This window comes from Bacillus sp. FSL R5-0523, assembly GCF_037975295.1.
Lineage (GTDB): Bacteria > Bacillota > Bacilli > Bacillales > Bacillaceae > Bacillus > Bacillus subtilis.
In genome coordinates this window covers 3,406,489-3,426,095 of the sequence record NZ_CP150251.1, presented here as the reverse complement: position 1 = coordinate 3,426,095, position 19,607 = coordinate 3,406,489, and the positions used below count along the sequence as shown (strand labels likewise).

Here is a 19,607-nt window from a genome sequence, read left to right as displayed (position 1 = left end):
AGCGGAGGTGCTCGGGTTGATGTTTATGTTTGAAAAACCGCACGGCATGAGAGATACACTGCCCGGTTTATACGAAACGAAAAAAAAGGTGAGACGATCGTTAACCGATTTGATTGATAAATGGGGATATCAATTTATGGAAACGCCGACACTGGAGTTTTACGATACCGTTGGCGTCCAGTCAGCAATTGAAGAGCAGCAGCTGTTTAAGCTACTTGATCAGGACGGCAAGACATTGGTGCTTCGCCCGGATATGACGGGGCCGATTGCAAGGGTGGCGGCATCGAAGCTTCTGAAACACGGTCATCCGCTAAGAGTCGGCTATGCGGCAAATGTATTCAGGGCTCAGGAGCGTGAAGGCGGACGTCCGGCTGAGTTTGAGCAGGTCGGAGTGGAGTTAATCGGTGACGGCACGACGAGCGCGGATGCGGAGGTCATTGCTTTAGTCGTCGGGGCATTGAAAAACGCTGGGCTGGCATCCTTTAAAATTGCTATTGGCCATGCCGGCATTGCGGATGCTTTGTTTGTTGAGGTGCTCGGGAACGTTGAACGAGCTGATGTGCTGCGGAGGTTCTTATATGAAAAGAACTACGTCGGTTACAGAGAGCATGTCAAGTCTCTCCCGCTTTCCTCCATTGATAAAAGCAGGCTGCTTGAGCTCCTTGAACTGCGGGGCGGTATAGAAGTATGCGGACGTGCCGAGGAAATCGTCGATTCTGCGCAAGGAAAAAGCGTGGTTGATGAGCTGAAGGCGCTGTGGGACATTCTTGAGGATTACGGCTGTACGGAAAATGTCCGCCTGGATCTGAATATGGTCAGCCACATGAGCTATTACACAGGGATTTTATTTGAAGTGTACGCCGAGAATGTCGGTTTTGTCATTGGAAGCGGTGGCCGTTACAACAAGCTGCTGGGCCATTTTGATTCACCTGCACCGGCAACAGGCTTCGGGCTTCGGATCGACCGGCTGATTGAAGCCCTTCATATGAAAGAAGAACCTTGTGATATAGACGCTGTTATTTTCAGCAAAGAGCAGCGGGCGCAAGCCATCGCTTATGCGAATGAAGAACGCATGAAAGGGAACAAAGTGGTTCTTCAAGATTTATCGGGAATAGAAAATATCGACCAGATGACAAAATCTTTTGCAAACGTCACTTATTTTATCGGTGCCAGAAAGGAAGAGCAAAATGGGTAAGTTACTCACAATGGCGATGCCAAAGGGCCGGATATTTGAAGAAGCGGCAGGGTTGCTGAGGCAGGCAGGCTACAGGCTCCCTGAGGAGTTTGAAGATTCGAGAAAACTGATCATCGATGTGCCGGAGGAAAATCTTCGTTTCATATTAGCGAAGCCGATGGACGTAACCACGTATGTGGAGCATGGCGTGGCAGACGTCGGAATTGCGGGCAAGGATGTCATGCTGGAGGAGGAACGCGATGTGTATGAGGTACTGGATTTAAACATCAGCAAATGCCACTTAGCTGTCGCCGGACTTCCGAATACAGACTGGAGCGGCGTAGCGCCAAGAATCGCGACAAAGTATCCGAATGTGGCTTCCAGTTATTTCAGAGAGCAGGGAGAACAAGTCGAGATTATTAAGCTCAACGGTTCAATTGAACTGGCTCCGCTCATTGGGCTTGCAGATCGGATAGTGGACATTGTTTCCACAGGACAGACGCTGAAAGAAAATGGGCTTGTTGAAACGGAGCACATTTGTGACATTACCTCTCGCTTTATTGTCAACCCGGTAAGCTATCGCATGAAAGACGATGTGATTGACGAAATGGCATCCCGCCTATCTCTCGTTGTGGAAGGAGAGACTGCAAAATGAAGATCAAAACCATCAGCGGATCGGAACGGCTTTCTCTCAAGCGTTCCATCGATGCCGGAACGGAGGAGCAAAGAAAAGCGGTCCGGTCCATTATTGAAGATGTAAAGGCAAACGGTGATCAGGCGGTTCGCAGCTATACGGCGAAATTTGACGGCATCGAAATAGACAGTCCACTCGTCACAAAAGAAGAATTTGAGGAGGCATACACCTCACTGGATTCACGTCTTCTTCAGGTGATTAGGCAGGCAATCGAAAATATTAGGGAATATCACGAAAGACAGCTGCAATCCTCCTGGTTTTATCACAGAAAGGACGGCACAATGCTGGGGCAGAAAGTGACGGCGTTGGATTCCGCCGGTGTATATGTGCCGGGGGGAACGGCCGCATATCCTTCATCTGTTTTGATGAATGTGATTCCGGCGCTCGTAGCGGGCGTTGAAAGAATCGTTCTTGTCACGCCTCCGGGAAAAGACGGTCTGCTGTCTCCTGGAGTTTTGGTTGCAGCAGCCGAGCTGGGCATAAAAGATATTTACAAAATAGGCGGCGCTCAGGCGATTGCGGCGTTAGCATACGGAACAGAAACCATTGAGCCGGTGGATAAAATCACGGGTCCGGGCAACATTTATGTCGCGCTTGCCAAACGAGAAGTGTTCGGCGATGTCGATATCGATATGATTGCCGGACCGAGTGAAATCGTCGTGCTGGCTGATGAAACAGCGATTCCGAGCGAAATTGCAGCCGATCTGCTGTCACAGGCGGAACACGATAAGCTCAGCTCATGTGTGTTTGTCACAGATTCCATGGCTCTGGCCGAGGCGGTTTCAGCCGAGGTGAGTAAGCAGCTGAAAACCTTGCCGCGTAGAGAAATAGCGGAAGCTTCAGTGAGAGATTACGGTTGTATATATGTGGCGGAAACAATGGTGGAAGCGATTGATACTGTCAATATACTCGCGCCAGAGCATTTAGAAATCATAACACAGTCTCCGGAAGCTTTGCTTGGCAGTATCAAACATGCGGGTGCAATTTTCTTAGGCAGATACAGCCCTGAGCCTGTCGGTGATTATTTTGCCGGACCGAACCATGTGCTTCCGACAAACGGAACAGCCAGATTTTCAAGTCCATTAAACGTAACGGATTTTCAAAAGAAAGCGAGCATTATTTCTTACAGTCAATCAGCCTTTGAAGAACATGCCGAAAGCATCGCGGCTTTTGCCAGATTGGAAGGGTTAGAAGCCCATGCCAGATCAATTGAAGCGAGAGAACGGAGGATTTCTAAATGAGAAAAGCGGAACGCGTCAGGAAAACAAACGAAACAGATATTGAGCTGACATTTACAATAGACGGCGGGGGACAAGCGGATATCAAAACAGATGTGCCGTTTATGACACATATGTTGGATTTATTTGCGAAACATGGCCAATTCGATCTTTCCATTAACGCAAAAGGCGATGTTGATATAGATGATCACCACACGACTGAAGATATCGGCATCTGCTTAGGGCAGGCGCTGCTCGAAGCGTTGGGCGATAAAAAAGGAATCAAACGCTACGGATCGGCGTTTGTGCCGATGGATGAGGCACTTGCTCAAGTTGTGATTGATTTAAGCAACCGGCCGCACTTAGAAATGCGGGCTGACTTCCCGGCTGCTAAAGTCGGAACTTTCGATACGGAGCTTGTACATGAATTTTTGTGGAAGCTGGCGCTCGAAGCTCGAATGAACCTGCACGTCATCGTTCATTATGGCACAAACACCCACCACATGATTGAAGCCGTTTTTAAAGCACTGGGACGTGCGCTTGATGAAGCGACAACGATCGATCCGCGAGTTAAAGGAATACCGTCAACGAAAGGGATGCTGTAAATGATCGGCGTGATAGATTACGGAATGGGGAATTTATACAGTGTCTCAAAGGCGCTTGAACGTGTCGGTGTGCCGTATTTTGTTTCTGAAAAGCCGGAGGAGCTGAAAGAAGCTGATGCCTTCATTTTGCCGGGAGTCGGTTCATTTGGAGACGCGATGGACAATTTGCGCTACACGAAGCTTGATCAATTGATTCACGATATGGTCTCAGAGGGAAGGCTGCTTCTCGGGATCTGCCTCGGCATGCAGCTTTTATTTGAAGAAAGCGAAGAAAACGGCACCGCTTCAGGACTAGGGCTGTTAAAAGGAAAAGCAGTCAGGCTGAAAGCAGAAGATGAAAAAGGAAACAAGCTGAAGGTTCCGCATATGGGCTGGAATCGTCTTTCTTTTCATAATGAATCTCCGCTGCTGTCTGAAACAGAACAAGGCTACGCTTACTTCGTTCATTCTTATTACATTGACGGGATGGAGGAGAACGCGCTTCTGGCAAGCGCCGATTATGGTGTGCGAGTGCCTGCTGTAGTCGGAAAAAGAAACGTCTTCGGCGCCCAATTTCATCCAGAAAAAAGCAGCACTGTCGGAATGTCTATTTTAACCCAATTTACGAAAATGGCAGCAGAACAGAAGGTGAAAAAATGAGTGCTTTTACAATATATCCGGCAATTGATATGAGAAATGGCAAATGTGTCCGCCTTGTTCAAGGGGATTATAATAAGGAAACGATATATGGCGATTCACCGTACGACATGGCTGAGTTATTTGCGAAAGAGGGTGCCGAATGGATCCATCTCGTTGATCTCGACGGGGCCAAAGAAGGGAAAAGAGTGAATGATCGCCATGTGATTGAGATTGCGCAAAAGCTGAACCTGAAAGTCGAAATCGGCGGCGGGATCCGTTCCGAAAAAGACGTCTACGAATATTTATCAGCAGGAGTCGATCGGGTGATCCTAGGAAGCTCAGCAGTTTCTAACCCTCCGTTTGTCAAAAAAATGCTGAAACAATATGGCGAGAAAATTGCAATCGGACTGGATGCGAGAAACGGTTTTGTTTCAACAGAGGGATGGCTGGAAACATCAACCCTTAAGGCAACTGAACTGGGCAAAGAGCTTGCCAATGAAGGTGCGGAAGTCTTTATTTTTACTGACATCGCGACAGACGGAATGCTGTCAGGCCCCAATGTTAAAAGCACGGTTGAGCTTGCTAAGGAAACGGGGAAATCGGTGATCGCTTCAGGCGGAGTCAGCTCCGTCACGGATCTCGAAGACCTCGCCCGCTATGAGGCGGACGGCGTCTCTGGAGCAATCATCGGAAAAGCGTTGTATACCAATCAGTTTACGCTGTGTGAGGCGCTTGAAAGGGTGAAGCGCAAATGATCACAAAACGGATTATCCCATGCCTTGATGTCAAAGAAGGACGCGTTGTCAAAGGAATTCAATTTCTTGAATTGAAGGATGCCGGTGACCCAGTTGAACTGGCGGAAGTGTACGACCGGGAAGGCGCGGATGAACTCGTTTTTCTTGATATTTCTGCCTCGCATGAAGGACGCAAAACGATGGTTGACGTTGTGGAGCAGGTTGCCGCGAAGCTTGCCATTCCGTTTACAGTCGGCGGCGGCATCAATCAGCTCAGTGATATGAAAACGATACTGCGTGCCGGAGCGGACAAAGTGTCGGTGAACACGGCAGCTGTTCTTCGCCCTGAGCTGATTGCAGAAGGAGCCGAGTTTTTCGGTTCGCAATGCATCGTTCTTGCCATTGATGCCAAGTATGACAAAGAATCTGACACATATAAGGTCTATACGCACGGCGGCAGAAAGAAAACAGATTGGGAGGTCACCGCGTGGGCAAAAGAAGGCGTCAAACGCGGGGCAGGAGAAATATTGCTGACAAGCATGGACTCTGACGGTGAGAAAAAAGGCTTCGACCACACGCTGACAAAGCTTGTTTCCGAAGCTGTCCCCGTCCCTGTTATCGCCTCGGGAGGCGCGGGAAACGCACAGCATATGCTTGAGGCTTTTACAAAAGGAAAAGCTGACGCCGCGCTGGCCGCCTCAATTTTTCATTATAAAGAAACATCGATTAAAGAAGTGAAATCATACTTGAAAGAATACGGGGTGAATGTGAGATGAAACAGGCAGATGAACTGCGTTTTAACGAGGACGGATTAATTCCTGCCATCGTGCAGGATGCGGCAAGCAAAGAAGTGCTGACACTTGCCTATATGAACAAGGAATCATACGAAAAAACGCTGGAAACGAAGGAAACATGGTTTTACAGCCGCTCACGCCAAGCGCTATGGCATAAAGGAGAAACCTCAGGGAACACGCAAGCCGTCAAAGGTATCCGGTATGACTGCGACCAGGACGCGTTGCTCGTACTCGTAGAACCGTCAGGCCCGGCATGCCACACTGGCAGCTACAGCTGTTTTACAAAGGAACAAACAGAAGAACAGGCCGCGGGCCGATTCGGCATCATGAACGAACTGGAGCGTGTGATAGCGGAACGCCAAGCGGAGATGCCTGAGGGAGCTTATACTACTTACCTTTTCCGCGAAGGCGTCGATAAGATTTTGAAAAAAGTCGGTGAAGAAGCATCCGAAGTCATCATCGCCGCGAAAAATCGGGACCACGAGGAACTCAAATGGGAAGCGGCAGACCTGCTGTATCACCTGCTTGTCCTGCTCAGAGAACAAGCCTTGCCGCTGGATGATGTGCTTGATGTATTGAAAAAACGCCATTCTGAAAAATAAAAGGATTGGAGCTGTTCATATGTCAGCTCCTTTTTTATGTATTTGTTGCAGCTGAACCATTTGTCTTGTCCTAATAGAAGAAATGAAAAAACCAATCGAATTTCCTATTTAACAAAAATTTCCCATGATGTAACATGACTAAGAATGAAAATCCCAAATGGATATCAGGTCTTTAGGATTATTTTATACAAACCGGTCAGGATAGTAAGGAAAAGACATAGTATGAAAAAGCGGCTGCTAATTATTCGAAAAATGAGGAGAGAATGGTGAACGAAAAAATTGATGAACTGAACAAAAAAGTTGGACGTTTGGAACAAGAACTGGAAAGTGTCAAAAGGGAGATCGCGTATCTCGCTGCTGGCAAGAAAGAACAAGCAGTAGTCAAAACGGAAGAGCATCCAAAAATCAACAAGGAAACCGAAGTTCCACAAAAGACGCCGGCTCCGCGAAAAGAGAACCGCACTTTAGAAAACATGGCGGGAAATTGGCTTCCGAAGATCTTTATTTTTGTTTTTCTTCTTGGTATGATTTGGGCATTTGTGGCAGCTGCAGAAAAAGGCTGGATCAACGCATATATGAGGGTAGGGGCAGGACTTATTGTCTCTATTGTGCTATATGTTCTCGGTAGCAGGTCACATAAGAAAAATGCCAGTGTATTGGGCATTTCATTATTGGCGGGCAGTAATATTGTCTATATTGTTTCTTTGTTTGCGGGTAACATGCTGTACCAGATTATACCGACGCCGCTTACAATGATCCTTCTTGCTGCAGGCGTTGCGGGCGGTGTGTACATATCAAGAAAATACCGATCACAAACGCTAATCGCCATTATCGGCGCAGGTGTTTACTTGTATCCTTTTTTATTTGGCGGGAAACAAGGAAATGAATACATCTTTTATGTATATGAGTCATTGGTTTTCGCAGGCTTAATATATGAGACAGTTAAACAAAAGTACAGCGTGGCATGGAATATAGCAAACTATGCTTTTATATTAGCGATTTTTGCTTTCTTATCATTTACAGATACGCAGGTGACCGGTTGGACACTTGCTGTATTTATCCTACAGCAGGCGATTACGATCCTATCAGCCTTACGATCGAACAGCCAATTTAAAAAAGCTGTCTATCTCACAGCTGTTACAATCGGAGCTTTTGTCGTTTTCATTATAGGGGTTGTCCTGTACATGAAAAACGATACAGCCTTATACGCTTTTTATACTGCTGCATTTGTGTTTTACCTGTTGTTAAGCTTATGGAAAACTAAAGAATTTGCCGAAATCAAACATACATTTTTTCTCATTTCTATGATTTATTTTAATGTATTGGCAGCGGATGCATTAGCTGAAAATGTGAGCTTGCTGTACATCATATTCACCTTACAAGGAATCATGATGTGTTACGTGTCATACCGCAAAAAAAGCTGGTTGATCGGCATTGCCGGAGTGATTGTATTATTACAGGCAGCTTGCGGCCTCATACAATACCCGGCACGTTCATTACACGTTCTCAGCATTGTCTCTTGGCTGCTGCTGATCAGCTCACTTTTTGGCGGCTATCTGTATTCGAAGAAAATACATTATAAACAAGTCACAACTGTTGTTTCGTCCGCTGTTTCATTGCTGCTGCTTGTATTCTTCAGCAAATTATCCATATGGATGTCGGATAGGATTGACGGCGTATCAGTAAACGTCGGAGTATCCCTGTCTTGGTTTATATTTGTCATTGTGATGTATGCTGTTTATTACGCAACCAAAGACAAGACATGGAACCGAATTGGGCTGATCTTTTTATTCATTACACTTGCCAAAATAATTTTAATAGATTCTGCTTCGATTGATATTGTTTGGAGAGCGGTCTTATTCATCTTGTTAGGGGTCATTGGCCTGTTTATATCCAGAGTATTTTATTCGAAAAAAGAGTAACAATCATGTCTGGTCAAGACTGCCGATAGAATGCGGCGGTCTTTTTTCAGTATGATTCTATATTGTAATACGGCTAGAACTAAATAATATGTTGTAACAATCTATCAGTTAAACCCGTGGAGGTTCGTCATGAAAAAAATCATCTTGCTTTGCTTCTGCTTATTACTTACTCTGACAGGAGGATGCAGTATGAACAACAATGAAAAAAACAACACAAAAGACAATAAAACAGAAGCCTTAAAACCAAAAGAAATGGATCCAAAAGACCTGCCGCAAGTTCCGGCGTTTCAGGACGAGAAGACGAGAGAGTATATGGTGTCAACGAAAGAAGAGGAGCCGGGGTATTATTTGTTTGAGTCTAAACTGAAAGGGTTTAGGATGTTGTTTCCGGAGGATGGTGAGTATCTTCCTAATTATTCCACATCAAATGGAAAGAATAGCGAATCGATAGGATTTCAAAGCTTTAATGAAAAATCAAATATACTCTTAGATGCACAAATTAGCTACTATAACAAATCTTCTTTTATTAATAATCCAGAGACAATGTTGCGCCAAATTAGTAATGAGAATGGTTACAAAGGTGAATTTAAGAAAGAAAAAACTGACGGGAAAATAGTATATACTGCATCAAAAAAAAGCACTTTTAAAAACAGTGATCGTAAATACAATTATTCCTTTCGTTATTTTGGATATATAAAATCTAGTGATGAAGAGTACTTGGGAATAGTATATTCTTTTATAGTTCGTTGTAAAAAGGTTGATCAACCCTGTGCTTTGAATGGAGATCAAGCAAGAGAAAGAACTGATACTCTCATTCATTCTATTATCTTTTATAAGAAGAGGAGTAGAGATGGATAATAAGAATGTTTTCATGAACGAAAATATAAAGCTCTTTATAATTAACTCAGAGTATGACTATAAAGAAAAGTTTACACAGAATCACTTTTCAATTGGATCAGTAATATTGATTAGTTAAACCTATTGGAGGTTCGTCGTGAAAAAGACCATCTTGCTTTGCTTCAGCTTATTACCTGACAGGCGGATGCAGTATGAGCGTCAGTGATAAATACACCACAAAATACAATAACACAGAAGCCGTAAAACCAAAGGACATGAATCCAAAAGACCTGCCGCAAGTTCCTGCGTTTCAGAACGAGAAAACGAGAGAGTATATGGTGTCAACAAAAGAAGAAGAGCCGGGGTATTATGTGCTTGAATCTAAGCTGAAAGGGTTTAGGATGTTGTTTCCAGCAGATGCTAAATATCTAGCAAGAAGATCATCGTTAACTAGGAAAAATAAAGAAAGTATCGGATTTAATAGTTATGATAAAGACACCAATGTAATGTTTGATGGGCATGTAACATTCTACAAAGAAGAAAGCTTTGTGAATGAACCTGAAACAATGCTAGATATTGTAAGTGGGAAAAATGATTATAAAGGTGAATACAAAAAAAGCAGTAAAAAGAACACGGACATCTACTTTGCTAAGAAAAAAGACATCTTTGAGGATATTGAAAGAAAATATAATTATTCATACAGTTACTTTGGATATGTGAAATCTAAAGAAGAAGATAACCTAGGAGTTGAATGCGCCTTTACTTTCGGATGCAAAAATGAAAATCAACCATGCTCTTTAGATGAAGAAAAGGCTAAAAATAAAGTTGAGAAATTAATTAATTCTATCACCTTTTTAATAGATAAAAAGGAGAAATAAGATGGAAAATGAGGATGAAGGCGTAAAGTTGGGCTAATAGATTTAGAGTATAACTATTAATAATTGTCTGCATCAATTCATGCAAGTGAAGTTATACAAACCCTAAGGCGATTAGTATTATTTGAAGAAACAACAAAAAAACCGTGGAGGTTTATAATGAAAAAGATCATCTTGATTTGCTTCAGTTTATTACTTGTCCTGACAGGTGGATGCAGTATGAACAACAATAACGCAGAAACTGTAAAACCAAAAGACATGAATCCAAAAGACCTGCCGCAAGTTCCGGCGTTTCAAGATGAGAAGACGAGAGAGTACATGGTGTCAACGAAAGAAGAGGAGCCAGGGTATTATTTGCTTGAGTCTAAGCTGAAAGGATTTAGGATGTTGTTTCCGGAGGATGCGGAGTATTCCGACTCTGAAACTTCAAAGACAAACGAGTCACTATTTTTTGATAGCTTTAATAAAAAAACGAATATAGTAATGAATGCCTCAGTAAAGTTCTATCAAAATGAATCGTTTATAAACGAACCGGAGAATATGTTGGATATTATTAGCGGTAAAAATAAATACAAAGGTAATTTTGAGAAATTAGAAACGAAGGATAAAGATATTTACTTTGCCTTAAAACAAGAAAACTTTGACAAAGAAGAGAAACCATCTTATATCTTCCTTGGTTATATAAAATCGAAAAAACAAGATTATTTAGGGATGGAATATTCTTTTATGTTTAGCTGCTCCGCCAATGCAAATACATGTAAACAAAACCCGAAAGAAAATGAAGAAAAAGTTAAAAAAATAATAAACTCTACTACCTTTGGCGATATGTAAAGGAAAATACGAAGAAAGAGAGATATCTGCTCAAAGAAAAAGGCTTTTGATGATATAGAGGGAAAGAATAGTTTTTCTTATAGAGAATTAAGGGAAATAGAGTATTCGTTTCGATTTACCTACTATAAAGATGAAGAGGTTAAGTAAGAGCCGTATGATAAACGATTTTATGAAAAAAGAAGTAGGTATTTTGATGTGTTTGTGATGTTTTGCTTGATTTGTTAATGAAAAGAGAACGAAACAGAGTCTGATTTCCTATTTATCCAAATTTAGACATGATGTAACATGAAAAAGGATAAAATAATCATTTCTTAAGCAGGTCAATAGAATTATTTTAGTATGAAAATAGAATTCTATTCTCACAAAACCCGTGGAGGTTCGTAATGAAAAAGATCATCTTTATTTGCTTCAGCTTATTACTTGCCCTGACAGGAGGATGCAGTATGAATGACAATGATAAAAACACCACAAATGACAATAAAACAGAAGCGGTAAAACCAAAAGACATGGATCCCAAGGATCTGCCTCAAGTACCTGCGTTTCAGGACGAGAAAACGAGAGAGTATATGATGTCAACAAAAGAAGAGGAACCAGGATATTATTTGCTGGAATCTAAGCTGAAAGGGTTTAGGATGCTGTTTCCGGAGGATGGGGAGTACGTACCTGATCTTTCAAGTAAAGGTGAAAATGAGGAAACAATAGTATTTGATAGTTTCAATAAAAAAACTAACATTCAATATGACGGGCAATTAGATTATCATCAAGAAAAAAGCTTTGCGAATGACAAGGATACAATGCTTGACATTGTAAGCGGCAGAAATAGCTATGAAGGAAAATACGAAGAAAGAGAGCTATCTGATAAAATTGTATATTCTGCTCAAAAGAAAAGCAGTTTTGATGATGTGGATGAAAAGAATAATTTTTCTTATAGATTTTTTGGTTATGTTAAATCTAAAAAAGAGGATTATTTAGGAATAGAGTATTCTTTTCGTTTTTCTTGCTATAAGGGTAAAGAGGTTTGTTCATTAAAGAAAGAAGAAGCAGAAAAAAAAGTTCGAAAAATAATTGATTCTATTACCTTTTTAAAAGTTAAAAAGGAGAAATAGAGAAAATGGAAAATGAGAATATATTTGGAAATGAAAATGTAAAGCTGCGTTTAATTGACTTGGAGTACGATTATAAAGAAAGATTTGCTTCTGATATTGAAAGTGAAATAAAGAGAGCTAAAACAGATTTTGAAGTCGAGGTGCGTCGAATATACAAAGAAGAAACACATCGAGACCTTCCAAAAAGTGTGGAAATATACACATCTAATGAACTTATTAAAAAAAATTCGAAAATAGATACATCAATAAGAGAGTCCGGATATGATGGTACAGCTATTTATATTAAGGATGATAAACAACACGTTAATCAACTTCATATAATTTCAGAGGGGAGTGCTGATAACGAAGACTGGTCATACAATTTCTTTGGTCTCTTTTTAGGGATAGATGACAGCCAGTACCAAGCGACAAAAGAGTTTGTAAGAAATGCCAAAAGAGAAACAGAGAATTCTCATGATTTAAAGACCTTTGCTATGGGGCACTCACTGGCAAATAATAATCAGGTGATGGTTCAATTAATTGACGGAGAATTTGATGAAGTTTATGGGGTTAACGGAGCTCAAATAAGCGTTGACCACCTACTAGCAACTGATTTGGATTTGAGAGATAGGTTAATGCATAAATTTCATATTAGACGCTTAAAAGATATTAATGATATCCCGCCAGAAAAGTTAAAAAAAGAAATCCAAAAATATTATGAAGACAAAGGCGTAACAGCAAACATCACCCAACGCATCTCAAAAGACGACCCGCTGTACGGAGTCAGCGGCAAGGCCGATTTCATTACATTCGGTGATGTGAAGATGGCAGATACAAATACAAGTGTAAAAGGCATCCGAACCATTATGGATGGGGTTCCTGACGAAGATGTGAGGTCAATTCAAAAATTCCTTCAAAAATATAAGGATGACTATGAAAAAGACGGCTTGAACGGTTTTATAAAGGCAGCCAGCGGGATAGACATAGACCTGATTGAAAAAGTGAAAAACACAGACGGCGCTTTAAAGAAAGTAAGTGTCCTATATGAGCATTTTGATGATGTTAAGCAAATGTATGGCCGAATAAAAGAGGAACTGCCGTCGTTTTTAGGTTTTCTTCATACCTTGTTGAGAAACAGCGGACCGGTCGTAGATCAGTTAGCTGAAAATGGGTATATTGATGAAACGCAAAAGAAAGTCATCAAAAAAGAATTAACGAATATTAATGCGAGTATGCGAGGCATAGAATCACGGTACGAACATTTCATTGACCATCTAAAGCATGGCCAATTTATGCAAGCTTTGAAAGACGTTGGTGAAATAGTGGACTACGTAAAATCAATTCTGTCCTCATTGAAAACACTCGACACAGAAACAAAAGACGCACTAAAACTTATCGTCGACGGCCACAGTATCGTTCAAATGCTCAACGCCTTGTCAAAGGAAAAAGGCTTCAGCTATAAAGGCTCCGATATTTATTTTACAGGGAAGAGCGGCTCGGGAGAAACGATTCAAGTCAATCTCTCATCCGCTGTCAGAATCTATCAAAACGGTATGAAAATCGTTGAAGATATGGAAGATGCGATTTCTAAGTACCAGAAGGTTTACAGTCAGGAAATCGATGAAGACTTCATAGATAAAAAACAGGCGATCACCACGGCGATTCATCATATGGAAGAAAACCCTTCGCATTATGCCTTCGATCTTCAATTCCGGCTTGCAGCTGGTTTCAGCCACACATTCGATAAATTGGAGAAAATCTCAGTTCATGAATCATTCCACACAGGTGCGCTTCCTGCTAATGATGGAATTGTTGCTGAATTAAAAAAACAGACAACAGAAAAAAGAGATTTTATCAAAAATATCCGCGAGAGTATTGAAAAGCTGTTTGAAAAAGAAGAAATGATTTCTCAGTTATTTGATTTTCAGCCTTAGGAGGAATATGAAGAGTGACTTCCTTATTTTCAGAAAGTGAAACAGAAATTGTATCAACGACCTATATGTTTCTTACCCAAGATGAAATGAAGGGGAAAGCGGGCACCCTCAATCAACCGATCAACGACTTTCTCAGCCTGACAAAGAAATTTGAGTCTTCATTAAAAGAGGAAATCAAAGGGCAAGAAGGGTTGATTGTAAAAAAAATAAAAAAAGAGCTTGAGTCTAAAAGCGAAAAACGAAAAGCCGCCCTTGAGATGATAAAAGAAGAACATACCGCAAAAGTTGATCGGTACAAAATGATAATAGAAGACCTGCGACAGCAGGATGTAACATTGACTTATAGAAAAAAGAAGACTGTGAAAGATGTCTAACATAAAAATCTCCTATTCAAACAATGAGTGGGAGATCTTTTATTTTCATCACGGCAAAAATATACTGAAAAAGTCTCTCGCCATTGATATGATTGAGAAAGAGTAAAAATCATCCTTTTGCTATGACTTTTCACCTTTCTGAACGCTGAAACAGGAGGAAAATATATGCCAAACCAGACACAAAAATCTAAAAGTAAATTGAAACCCTTTTTTGCCTTAGTAAGACGGACCAATCCTTCTTATGGAAAGCTCGCCTTTGCGCTTGCCCTCAGTGTTGTAACCACACTGGTCAGCCTGCTCATTCCATTATTAACGAAGCAGCTTGTCGATGGTTTTTCTATGTCAAATCTGTCAGGCACGCAAATCGGGTTGATCGCGCTGGTGTTTTTCGTTCAGGCGGGTTTAAGCGCTTATGCCACCTATGCCCTTAACTATAATGGACAAAAAATCATTTCCGGGCTGCGGGAGTTACTATGGAAGAAATTAATTAAGCTTCCTGTCTCTTATTTCGATACAAATGCTTCCGGAGAAACAGTCAGCCGTGTAACGAACGATACGATGGTGGTCAAAGAATTGATTACAACCCATATCAGCGGATTTATTACAGGCATCATTTCTGTCATTGGATCATTGACAATCTTGTTTATTATGAACTGGAAGCTGACACTGCTTGTGTTAGTGGTCGTTCCGCTGGCCGCTCTTATTTTGGTGCCGATTGGACGGAAAATGTTCTCCATTTCACGGGAAACACAAGATGAAACGGCTCGTTTTACAGGACTGCTGAATCAAATTCTCCCGGAAATTAGACTTGTTAAGGCTTCAAATGCGGAGGATGTCGAATATGGGCGCGGGAAAATGGGGATTTCCTCATTATTTAAGCTTGGCGTTCGTGAAGCTAAGGTTCAATCACTTGTCGGCCCGCTTATCTCACTCGTGTTAATGGCAGCACTTGTCGCAGTCATCGGATATGGCGGCATGCAGGTATCTTCAGGCGAGCTCACGGCCGGAGCGCTCGTGGCTTTTATTTTATATTTGTTTCAAATTATTATGCCGATGGGCCAAATTACAACATTCTTTACACAGCTGCAAAAATCAATCGGTGCAACAGAACGAATGATTGAGATCTTGGCAGAGGAAGAGGAAGATACAGTGACGGGAAAACAAATTGAAAATGCGCATCTGCCTATCCAGCTTGATCGCGTGTCTTTTGGATATAAGCCTGATCAGCTGATCTTAAAAGAGGTCAGCGCTGTCATTGAAGCAGGTAAAGTGACAGCGATCGTCGGTCCGAGCGGCGGGGGGAAAACGACGCTGTTTAAGCTGCTTGAACGCTTTTATTCTCCGACTGCAGGGTCCATTCGGCTGGGGGACGAGCCGATTGATACTTATTCGCTTGAATCGTGGCGGGAGCACATCGGGTATGTATCGCAGGAAAGCCCGTTAATGTCCGGGACAATCAGAGAAAATATTTGCTACGGGTTAGAACGAGATGTGACGGATGCTGAGATCGAAAAAGCCGCGGAGATGGCATATGCGCTCAATTTTATAAAGGAGCTGCCGAATCAGTTTGATACAGAAGTAGGCGAACGCGGCATTATGCTGTCAGGCGGACAAAGGCAGAGAATCGCAATTGCGAGAGCGCTTCTCCGTAACCCAAGCATTCTTATGCTCGATGAAGCGACCTCAAGTCTCGACAGCCAATCTGAAAAATCAGTTCAGCAGGCGCTGGAGGTGCTGATGGAGGGCCGCACAACGATTGTTATCGCTCACCGCCTATCTACCGTTGTAGATGCGGACCAGCTTTTGTTTGTTGAAAAAGGGGAAATTACCGGTCGTGGAACACACCATGAGTTAATGGCTTCTCATGGCCTTTATCGGGATTTTGCTGAACAGCAGCTGAAAATGAATGCAGACTTAGAAAACAAAGCCGGGTAAATTTTGGTCGAATCAGCCAATAAAAAAGAGGAGGGATTTTCCCAATCCTTCCTTTTGAACTATTGAGGGGCTTACGATTTATGGTATACTACTGACGGTAATATTGTATAAAACGGAGGGTAGTTGTGGGAAAACACACTTCTGAACATAAAAATCACGCACAAATTGTCCAGCTGCTTCAAGATGGACAATATTTTTTTCATAAAGGCTTGAAAGCGTATAAAGAGCGCAATCTAAAACGGGCAAGCAAACTGATTCAGCGCGCGGTTCATTTGGAGCCGGAGGATTCAGAGATGCTTTCACAGCTTGCGGTCATTTATTCGGAAATGGGCCAGTATCAAGAGTCGAACGATCTTCTTGACTATATCATGGCAAATCTGGAGGCCGAAATGCCGGAGTGCCATTACTTTAAAGCGAATAACTTTGCCCATCTGGGGCTCTTCCAGGAAGCTTATAAAGAAGCGGCCGCTTATTCTGATGCGGACCCGGATGGTGAATTCGCCGAAGAAAACGATAGTCTGCTTGATTTGCTCGATTTAGGAGACGACAGCATTGAGGATTCGTTGTATGATCAGGATGAACTGCTGGTGAAACAGGATCGGGCAAAGTCATTGCTGGAAAGCGGCCAGCTTGCTGAAGCGGTTGCGGCGCTTGAGGAAATCACAGCTGAATATCCGGAGCTTTGGTCAGCATACAACAATCTCGCGCTTGCCTATTTCTATTCAGGAAACGTTGTAAAAGCGAAGCAAACCGCTTATGAAGTGCTTTCTCATAATGAAGGAAATCTTCACGCCTTATGCAATCTTCTCGTTTTCTACTATTATGAAAGAGAAGACGAAAAAGTGGCGGAATTGAGTGATCAGCTCTCCAATGTCTATCCGATGCTAATGGAGCAGCGTTATAAATTGGGTGCTACTTTGGCGCTTGTCGGCCGCTACGAGATCGGATATAAATGGCTCAAATCATTATATAAAACCGGCTTTGAAGGTGACGACACCTTCTTTTACTGGCTTTCATGCTCTGCTTATTTTACGGGACATACCGACTTTGCCGAGACGATCTGGAGAAAAGTCGAGTCGCAATATCCCGGCGAAGACCGCCCGGCGCCTTGGATTGAGCGGAGGGAAGCTCTTCCTTCATCTGTGGAACAGCGTCTCGCAGCCTATTATATCAGCAGCACAAAGGGAGAAACAGAGCATCTTGAAGCGGTGATACGCTCAAAGAGAATAACCGCTCCTTTTGAAAATCATTTTGTAAAGCTGCTTCTAAATGGAGATTCTGCGGCTGCTGACGTTTCAGAGGATGCACTTTTCGCCTATCAAACGGTCAAACTATTAGAGCAAGCTGAAAAAGAAGAGATGAAAACAGAAGTCATGAGCTGCTGGGTTTTCCATGTCATCCAGCAAATTCGTGCAGCTGCTCCGTTGAAGAATGAGAAAGGCTGGGCAGCAGCCATCTGTTTTATTTGGAAAGAAGCCCATGGCAAGCAAGACACGAAAAAAGACACAGCGGCCCGATTCGGCATCTCTCCGGCAACGTTGACGAAATATATGAAATATATTGATGATATTCTAGAATAGTAAATTTTAAAGAGTCGATTTATTTAATCGACTCTTTTTTTGTTTGATAGATTATATTAAGAGAATAATATCGACAGTTTTTTTACACGCTTAAGAAAAATGACAAATGATGTGTGACTTGACATCTGTTTGAAACATAAATGTAATAAAATTTATCGCTTATTTGTCGAAACTTGATGGTATAATGATTCTCGTACATAAGGAATTAGTGTTTTTTACATATGATGTGAAATAAACGCTATACAACCAGAATAAGAGATGCACAGAATAATTAACCATAAACAACCATCATTCCTCGTAGAGTATGAGGAACGAAACTTGATGTTCAAAATACGATTCCAAATGAGGACAGGTTCACAGTAAAAGGGAGGATATAAAAAGTGAGAAAGAGTTTAATTACACTTGGTTTGGCTTCCGTCATCGGGACAAGCAGTTTTTTGATCCCATTTACAAGTAAAACTGCATCGGCGGAAACATTAGATGAAAAGAAACAAAAAATCGAAAGCAAGCAATCTGAGGTTGCTTCCAGCATTGAAGCGAAGGAAAAAGAATTAACTGAGCTTCAGGAAAATCAATCAAAGATTGAAAAAGAACTGAAAGACATTAACGCTAAGGCGCTTGATACAAGTAACAAGATCGAAGATAAAAAAGAAGAAAATGATAAAACAAAAGAAGAAATCAAAAAACTGAAAAAAGAGATTAAAGAAACAGAAGCACGTATCGAAAAACGCAATGAAATCCTGAAAAAACGCGTTCGTTCTTTACAGGAAAGCGGCGGATCTCAAGGATACATAGATGTTCTTCTAGGATCAACAAGCTTTGGTGACTTTATCTCTCGTGCGACTGCGGTTTCATCTATTGTGGACGCAGACAAAGATTTAATCAAACAGCAAGAGCAGGATAAAGCGAAGCTCGAAGATTCTGAAGCGGATTTGAATGACAAGCTGAAAGAAGTTCAAGCTGCATTGGCTAAATTAGAAACAATGCAAAAAGACCTTGATAAACAGCTTAATGAAAAAGACAAGCTTTTCGACGAAGCAAAAGCAAGCCAGAAGAAAACGGCTAAAGCGATTTCTGAATTAAAATCAGAGGCGTCTGAACTTGCAAATCAAAAAGCAAATACTGAAGCTGAACAAGCACGCATCAAAAAAGAACAAGAAGCAGCGGCTGCTTTGATCAAAAAGCAGGAAGAAGCACAAAAAGCATCTGATGAAACACAAACAGATGACAGCCAAACGGCTACAACTGAATCAGCAAAAGCAAGCTCATCTGATGATTCTTCAGACAATTCTTCTAACGGTTCATCAAACAGCTCGTCTAACGGCTCATCTTCTAAGAAGAGCAGCGGCTCAAACAGCAATTCAGGCGGCACTGTTATCAGCAACTCCGGCGGAATTGAAGGCGCGATCAGCGTTGGTTCAAGCATTGTAGGACAATCTCCATACAAGTTTGGCGGCGGACGCACTCAGTCTGATATCAACAACCGTATTTTTGACTGCTCATCATTCGTACGCTGGGCATACGCTTCTGCAGGTGTTAACCTTGGACCTGTCGGCGGAACAACAACTGATACGTTAGTTGGCAGAGGACAAGCTGTCAGCGCGTCCGAAATGAAACGCGGAGACCTTGTGTTCTTTGACACTTACAAAACGAATGGACACGTAGGAATCTACTTAGGTAACGGTACATTCCTAAACGACAATACATCTCATGGCGTATCTGTTGACTCTATGAGCAATCCTTACTGGAAAGCAGCATTTAAAGGCGTTGTAAGACGTGTTGTTCAATAATAAATA

Annotated in this window: 17 protein-coding genes and 1 pseudogene; all 18 read left to right on the top strand. The window is 42.0% G+C overall.

From position 1 onward, the window contains the following. Window positions 1–19 precede the first annotated feature (19 nt). Window positions 20–1,195 (top strand): ATP phosphoribosyltransferase regulatory subunit, encoded by a 1,176-nt coding sequence (locus NYE53_RS17580; protein ID WP_014481016.1) that lies wholly within the window; start codon window positions 20–22, stop codon window positions 1,193–1,195. Next, entirely contained in the window at window positions 1,188–1,829 is a 642-nt protein-coding gene (gene hisG, locus NYE53_RS17575) for an ATP phosphoribosyltransferase (RefSeq protein WP_009968235.1), read from the top strand. Before NYE53_RS17580 ends, hisG begins: the two co-directional genes overlap by 8 nt. Further along, entirely contained in the window at window positions 1,826–3,109 is a 1,284-nt protein-coding gene (hisD, locus tag NYE53_RS17570; protein WP_339245960.1) for a histidinol dehydrogenase, read from the top strand. The genes hisG and hisD overlap by 4 nt, the downstream gene beginning before the upstream one ends. Then, window positions 3,106–3,690, top strand: a complete 585-nt coding sequence (gene hisB / locus NYE53_RS17565; protein ID WP_339245959.1) for an imidazoleglycerol-phosphate dehydratase HisB — start codon at window positions 3,106–3,108, stop codon at window positions 3,688–3,690. The genes hisD and hisB overlap by 4 nt, the downstream gene beginning before the upstream one ends. Further along, the gene (hisH, locus tag NYE53_RS17560; RefSeq protein WP_042975255.1) at window positions 3,691–4,329 is read left to right on the top strand and encodes an imidazole glycerol phosphate synthase subunit HisH; all 639 of its coding nucleotides are present in this window, start codon (window positions 3,691–3,693) and stop codon (window positions 4,327–4,329) included. Next, window positions 4,326–5,063 carry a 1-(5-phosphoribosyl)-5-[(5-phosphoribosylamino)methylideneamino]imidazole-4-carboxamide isomerase gene (hisA, locus tag NYE53_RS17555; RefSeq protein ID WP_339245954.1) on the top strand — a complete coding sequence of 246 codons (738 nt, stop codon included), beginning with the start codon at window positions 4,326–4,328 and terminating at the stop codon, window positions 5,061–5,063. Before hisH ends, hisA begins: the two co-directional genes overlap by 4 nt. After that, a complete protein-coding gene (gene hisF, locus NYE53_RS17550) occupies window positions 5,060–5,818 on the top strand; it encodes an imidazole glycerol phosphate synthase subunit HisF (RefSeq protein ID WP_015714777.1) in 759 nt (252 codons plus the stop codon). Before hisA ends, hisF begins: the two co-directional genes overlap by 4 nt. Then, complete coding sequence (gene hisIE / locus NYE53_RS17545; protein ID WP_069150391.1) at window positions 5,815–6,438, top strand: bifunctional phosphoribosyl-AMP cyclohydrolase/phosphoribosyl-ATP diphosphatase HisIE; 624 nt, start codon at window positions 5,815–5,817, stop codon at window positions 6,436–6,438. The genes hisF and hisIE overlap by 4 nt, the downstream gene beginning before the upstream one ends. 263 nt (window positions 6,439–6,701) lie before the next feature. After that, entirely contained in the window at window positions 6,702–8,360 is a 1,659-nt protein-coding gene (locus NYE53_RS17540; RefSeq protein ID WP_336155805.1) for a DUF2339 domain-containing protein, read from the top strand. A gap of 129 nt (window positions 8,361–8,489) precedes the next feature. Further along, window positions 8,490–9,218, top strand: coding sequence for a lipoprotein YvcA (locus tag NYE53_RS17535; protein WP_339245949.1), 729 nt, complete (start codon window positions 8,490–8,492; stop codon window positions 9,216–9,218). Window positions 9,219–9,354: 136 nt separating this feature from the next. Then, window positions 9,355–10,075: pseudogene (locus NYE53_RS17530) on the top strand (lipoprotein YvcA). Window positions 10,076–10,231: 156 nt separating this feature from the next. Next, window positions 10,232–10,903: a lipoprotein YvcA gene (locus tag NYE53_RS17525; protein ID WP_251188206.1), complete on the top strand. Its 672-nt coding sequence runs from the start codon at window positions 10,232–10,234 to the stop codon at window positions 10,901–10,903. Between the two features lie 383 nt (window positions 10,904–11,286). Further along, a complete protein-coding gene (locus NYE53_RS17520; protein WP_339245947.1) occupies window positions 11,287–12,009 on the top strand; it encodes a lipoprotein YvcA in 723 nt (240 codons plus the stop codon). A gap of 5 nt (window positions 12,010–12,014) precedes the next feature. Further along, window positions 12,015–13,922 (top strand): DUF6792 domain-containing protein, encoded by a 1,908-nt coding sequence (locus NYE53_RS17515; protein ID WP_339245945.1) that lies wholly within the window; start codon window positions 12,015–12,017, stop codon window positions 13,920–13,922. A 14-nt stretch (window positions 13,923–13,936) separates the two neighbouring features. After that, window positions 13,937–14,296, top strand: coding sequence for a hypothetical protein (locus NYE53_RS17510; protein WP_339245943.1), 360 nt, complete (start codon window positions 13,937–13,939; stop codon window positions 14,294–14,296). 165 nt (window positions 14,297–14,461) lie between these two features. Then, window positions 14,462–16,231, top strand: a complete 1,770-nt coding sequence (gene bmrA, locus NYE53_RS17505; protein ID WP_339245942.1) for a multidrug resistance ABC transporter ATP-binding protein/permease BmrA — start codon at window positions 14,462–14,464, stop codon at window positions 16,229–16,231. Window positions 16,232–16,356: 125 nt separating this feature from the next. Further along, window positions 16,357–17,811: a tetratricopeptide repeat protein gene (locus NYE53_RS17500; protein ID WP_339245941.1), complete on the top strand. Its 1,455-nt coding sequence runs from the start codon at window positions 16,357–16,359 to the stop codon at window positions 17,809–17,811. Window positions 17,812–18,191: 380 nt separating this feature from the next. Further along, window positions 18,192–19,601 carry a peptidoglycan DL-endopeptidase CwlO gene (gene cwlO, locus NYE53_RS17495; protein WP_070547828.1) on the top strand — a complete coding sequence of 470 codons (1,410 nt, stop codon included), beginning with the start codon at window positions 18,192–18,194 and terminating at the stop codon, window positions 19,599–19,601. Window positions 19,602–19,607 lie beyond the last annotated feature (6 nt).